This window comes from Moorena sp. SIO4G3, assembly GCF_010692305.1.
GTDB classification, from domain to species: domain Bacteria; phylum Cyanobacteriota; class Cyanobacteriia; order Cyanobacteriales; family Coleofasciculaceae; genus Moorena; species Moorena producens_A.
In genome coordinates, this window is record NZ_JAAHIG010000528.1 from 1 (window position 1) to 5,079 (window position 5,079).

Genomic DNA, 5,079 nt, shown 5'->3' on the forward strand with positions numbered 1-5,079 from the left:
TCACAACTAATCAAGACCCTGACCCGGTGATAGCTTCGCGAAAACAACATGAGAAACGATGTTATCGGCTGGAATTCAAAATACAAACGTACAAGTATGCTGCTGAATAGTTTTGTCAGTCAACCAGCTCCCCGCCCTGGAAGGACGGGGATTCTTGCTTCTACGAGGTGACTTGTTTAACCAGGCCGGAGCCAGAAAAAATAGAGGTCTCATCTCCACAAGCGTACTTGGTCTATGACCCAGGTTTCGGTGTGCCGGAAACGAAACCTTAGAATAGTGGAGCCTTAATCAAAAAGGTTAAAACTTTTGACTCATAGCCGACTAACTATAAAGGCTCCACTATTCTTACGGTAACTTCTAACCCCACCGTACCTAATCTAGTTAACAAGTTAGATAAACTTTTTCTTGATATTATGTTTTCGTAGATATCCAAATCGTTAGATTTGATTATGCAATAAGCTGATATCTTAGCTGATTTTTTACATTATCTACTTATTTTACTATCATGTTTATCTAGATTATTAATTGTTTTTATCTTAACACGATGCGATCAAACCGTCAAGTCTTAATTTCAAAAAAAGCCGTCCCTAGAAGTTACCGTAAGAATAAAGAAGCCTTTAAAGAGGGCAGGCTATGAGCAGAAGGATTAAAACTTATTAATTAAGGCTTCTTTATTCTAAGGTTTCGTCTCCTATAAGGACGGGGCTTTAAACCCAAATTTTTTGGTAAACGTCAAGCGTAGCTAATGGGCAAGTGATACTAAGTTGGAATCAAAGATAGTATCTTCCTCAAAAGGTGATGGGGTGATGGGGTGATCGGGTGATGGGGTGATCGGGTGATCGGGTGATCGGGTGATCGGGTGATGGGATGAAAGTGCTAACTATAAATGCAACTTAGTATCACTTGGTATGAATCACGATCATGGTGGTCTTGCACCATGACTGAGACAAAATTAATTTTAATAAAATTAAAATTAATTTTATCAGTTATTCTGAGTTTACTGACTAGAACTCGCTAACAGCTGCAGATCAGGTGCATCCTGATTTTGCTAGTTCATTCCCTGAGGTAATGGTGAAAGAAGGCTGACAGGCTCGCCTAAACTGTGTTTTTGTCCATTTAGCATGTACCCCTTCTTCTCTACTCTCAAAGGTTGTGCATAAAATTTAGCTAGAGCAAGTTGAAAGAAAAAGGCTGGATTACCGAGTAAGTAGCGAGCTGCCAGACTTTTGGGTTCACGGGATAAACGATAAAGCCACTCTCCACCAAGATTGGAAATAAATTCTGGACAGTCAGGAACCAAACCTGCCAATCGGTCGATCACTGCACCACAAGGCATGAACACATTGACATTAAGACGACTACGATGCTGCCAAATCCATTTTTATTGAATTGGCATACCCATGCCTACCAATAAAATATTAGGTTTTGTCTGGTTAATTTTATTAATTATCTCTTGATTTTGGCTGGGGTCTTCTTTATCAAAATATCCGTGGTGACCATTGACAATAATATTGGGGTATTGTTGTCTAAGGTTATTAAGGGCTGTTTCTAGATGCTTAGGCTTTGACCCCAGCAGAAAAATTAACAAGCTATTTTGGTTAACATTCTCCAGCAATTTTGGCAGTAATAGTGTTTAATAAGCGCGGTATTTTAGTGATAAATTGTACCCCATAAACTGAAGGGCTTTTAAGATACCCATACCGTCACAATGGGCGATTTATGCACTTTGGATAAATTCCTAGAACCAGGGTAGCTGCATCGAAAGATTAAAACTATGTACGTTATAGTTAGCTACGGTTATTTTTCTCAACGCAAGCGGCATGAATGGCATCTACAATCCTAGGGACGGTTACACAAGATATTCTACGCTCTAGCAAATGTACATTAATAGCAGGTAAATAATCTAATTCATTCAGTTGATTTTTTCTGGCCATTGCCGTAATAGTTAGAGTAGTGATTATTTACAGTATTGCTACCGGCTGTCCGCGATCGCGTTTTCATGATCTCCAAATTATGAATAAGTTATGTGTGTCGATCACAAGTAGGACTTACCCAGGTTATCGAGAAATTAAGGTTTTAGCCAATAGGGAACTTCGGCTCTGGAAAGAACCGGCAATAGGGAATTACAGCAGTTTTACAGATCTGATTTTACAGATCTGAGTGGGTCAGTCTTGAGGAGGTAAAAGGCTTGTCTGCTTGGATGGTATCCCCCTATTACCCCCTAAAAAAGCCGGGTAAACAAGAGGCTTACATCCATGGTCTTGACAAATGACTAATGACTAACTTATCTTTTCCAAATTACCAACATTACACCGCAGATAATCACACCCAACCCCACGGCACGACTAAGGGGGATGGTTTCCTTAAAGAAAAAATAGCCCATCAGTACGGAGAAGACGTAAGTCAAGGATACTGAAGGACCAGCAACGCTGAGATTTACCCTGGTCAGCAACAAAATGTATGCGAGTGCCCCTAAACCATAACAACTTAACCCTGCTAGAATCTCTGGGGTCTTGGGTATACTGAAAATTTGATCTAGCCAATTGCTAGCGTTAACTTTTTCCAGCTTTTCGGCTCCAGTTTTGAGCAAGAACTGTCCAGTAGCACTGGTTAGGACTGACATTAAGAAAAGACTAAATTCTGCTAGAGTCACGAATATCTGAGAATTACAATTGGTCGATACTTCTTAATCCGATTGCTATTTTGATGTTATAGGCTTCAAGCTTCAGGAGCTTAAGTTATTGTGATTGCTCCTAAAATAGTGTTAGGAGATTGATTTTAAGTATTTATGGCTATTTCCAGCTCTGCTACCTACACCGAAGAACAAATTTCAGCTTGGCTGCGGGGTTTATTTGCCGTTGCCTGGGCTGATGGTCACTTTGACCCAGAAGAACAAGAGGTTATGGCTCAAATCACCCAAGAGACATTGGCTCCTGGCACTGATTTGCAGTCTTTTGATAAACCCATTACTCCTGAAGAACTGGCAGCAGCTTTAGGTAAGGATAACACAACGGCAGAGAATTTTCTACGAACTGCTGTAATGGTAGCCTTGGCAGATGGGGTGTACTCTGCGACTGAAGCTGATGTTCTAGACCAGTTCTGTGAAGCACTAGGTCATAAGGTTGAGGCTCTTGAATCACTGCAGGTAACTCTTTATGACGGTAAGGCAACTGAGCAAAGCGATTCTGTTGATGCGTTAGCTCAAGAACCAGGAAGTTCTGACCATCCCCATTCAGATATTCTACAGCCAATGCGGGATTGGTTAGATGGTATGGATGTTAATGACCCACGGGTCGCTCGATTTATGTGCAAACTGATTCCTTCTCAGTGTCCGTTTGAACGGGACGTGAAGCTATTTAATCACAAAATCGTCCACATCCCACCGATGTGTAAGCTTAATCCTCTTTATGATCAGTTAGTCGGCTTGCGCTTCCGGGCTTTATCTTATTTAGCCGATGATTGTGGTGAAGATGTTTCAGCATATTTATAAGTGGTGATTGGTGCTTGGTGATTGGTGATTAGTCATTAGTCATTGGTGACTAGTCATTAGTCATTGGTGATTCTTAGTTAGATTAATTAAGGGAAATGGGTTCAACTGACTGATGTCAAGAAAAAACTAAGGACTAAAAACTAATTATGCAATTTATCGACCAAGCAGAAATTGAAGTTGTAGCTGGTAACGGGGGCGATGGAATTGTGGCGTTTCGGCGGGAAAAGTATGTTCCTGCTGGAGGACCGGCGGGGGGTAATGGTGGTCGGGGGGGTAGCGTGATTTTCAATGCTATAGAGCATCTGCAAACGTTGCTAGATTTCAAATACGCCCATTGCTTTCGAGCTGAGAATGGGGGTCGGGGAGGCCCTAATAATCGGACGGGAAAAAATGGTAGCGATCGCATTATTGAAGTTCCCTGTGGCACGGTTGTCTACAATGCTGACACGGGAGAAATGCTGGGGGATTTGGTGAAACCTCAGCAAATGCTTTGTGTTGCCAAAGGCGGTAAAGGAGGTTTGGGAAATCGGCATTTCCTGAGTAATCACAATCGCGCACCAGAGCATGCGTTACCTGGACTACCTGGAGAGCAACTGAGGTTACGGTTGGAGTTGAAGTTACTGGCGGAAGTAGGCATTATTGGTCTACCTAATGCTGGTAAGTCTACTCTGATTTCAGCACTGTCAGCGGCACGACCCAAGATAGCCAATTATCCCTTTACCACTTTGATTCCCAATTTAGGTGTGGTCCGTAAACCCACTGGGGATGGTACTTTATTTGCTGACATTCCTGGGTTGATTGCTGGAGCTCATCAAGGTATTGGTCTGGGTCACGACTTCCTACGTCATATCGAACGCACTCGCTTGTTACTGCATTTGATTGATATTACTGCTGCTGACCCGATTGCTGATTATCAAACTATTCAACAGGAGTTACAAGCCTATGGGAGAGAATTGCCAGAGCGTCCCCAAATTCTTGCCCTTAATAAGGTAGATGCGGTTGATCAAGACATGATCGATGAGGTGTCTACTTACCTAAATCAGCTTACTCAGGTACCAGTTTTTTCGATTTCAGCTGTTGCTAAAATTGGCTTGGATGCTTTGTTATCGAAAATCTGGCAATCTCTAGATCAGTTGTCAGTGGCAGATGGCTCAAAGGCAGCAGTCAACCTTCAACAGTCAACTTTCAAGGTTTAACCGGTAATTAAGAAATGACTAATTATTAAAGTAGTCATAGGCTTGTCGAGAAATGGTGCGAATCAGTTTTTCGGCACTGGCATCATTAAAGGGGCGTTTGACCATTACGCTGATAATGTAACGCTTGCCGTTGGGCATTTTTACTAAACCTACATCGGCCAGAAGTCGGCCAAGGGTGCCAGTTTTATGGGCAATGGTGGCACCATTACCTAGTCCTTGGGGTAATAGTGTGTTGGTCTTAGTTTGGATCATAATATTGATCAGGTCAGTACGAGATTGGGGAGAAATCCACTTACCTTGCTCAAGGTTAAAAATCAAACTTGAGCAATTAGCAGGTCAAAGGTTGCTCTGACTAGCGATTTCAGGGTGACAGGAGTGATTTTCAGAGACTCA

4 protein-coding genes and 1 pseudogene are annotated in these 5,079 nt (G+C 42.1%); 2 read left to right on the forward strand and 3 right to left on the reverse strand.

The window, feature by feature from the left end:
- Positions 1-1,048 precede the first annotated feature (1,048 nt).
- A pseudogene (locus F6J99_RS41925) lies at positions 1,049-1,615 on the reverse strand (WecB/TagA/CpsF family glycosyltransferase).
- Positions 1,616-2,284: 669 nt separating this feature from the next.
- Positions 2,285-2,653 carry an EamA family transporter gene (locus tag F6J99_RS41930; RefSeq protein ID WP_070394314.1) on the reverse strand — a complete coding sequence of 123 codons (369 nt, stop codon included), beginning with the start codon at positions 2,651-2,653 and terminating at the stop codon, positions 2,285-2,287.
- A gap of 135 nt (positions 2,654-2,788) precedes the next feature.
- Between F6J99_RS41930 and F6J99_RS41935 the strand changes: the two genes are divergently transcribed.
- The gene (locus F6J99_RS41935) at positions 2,789-3,490 is read left to right on the forward strand and encodes a Mo-dependent nitrogenase C-terminal domain-containing protein (protein WP_070394315.1); all 702 of its coding nucleotides are present in this window, start codon (positions 2,789-2,791) and stop codon (positions 3,488-3,490) included.
- A gap of 146 nt (positions 3,491-3,636) precedes the next feature.
- Positions 3,637-4,686, forward strand: a complete 1,050-nt coding sequence (obgE, locus tag F6J99_RS41940; RefSeq protein ID WP_293122570.1) for a GTPase ObgE — start codon at positions 3,637-3,639, stop codon at positions 4,684-4,686.
- An 18-nt stretch (positions 4,687-4,704) separates the two neighbouring features.
- On the opposite strand, the gene F6J99_RS41945 is transcribed toward obgE, so the two are convergent.
- The gene (locus F6J99_RS41945; protein ID WP_293122573.1) at positions 4,705-5,004 is read right to left on the reverse strand and encodes a serine hydrolase; all 300 of its coding nucleotides are present in this window, start codon (positions 5,002-5,004) and stop codon (positions 4,705-4,707) included.
- Positions 5,005-5,079 lie beyond the last annotated feature (75 nt).

Excerpts from the sequence above, each read along its gene's own strand:
- obgE (WP_293122570.1), top strand. The coding sequence starts at position 3,637 with ATGCAATTTATCGACCAAGCAGAAATTGAAGTTGTAGCTGGTAACGGG.
- F6J99_RS41935 (WP_070394315.1), top strand. The coding sequence starts at position 2,789 with ATGGCTATTTCCAGCTCTGCTACCTACACCGAAGAACAAATTTCAGCT.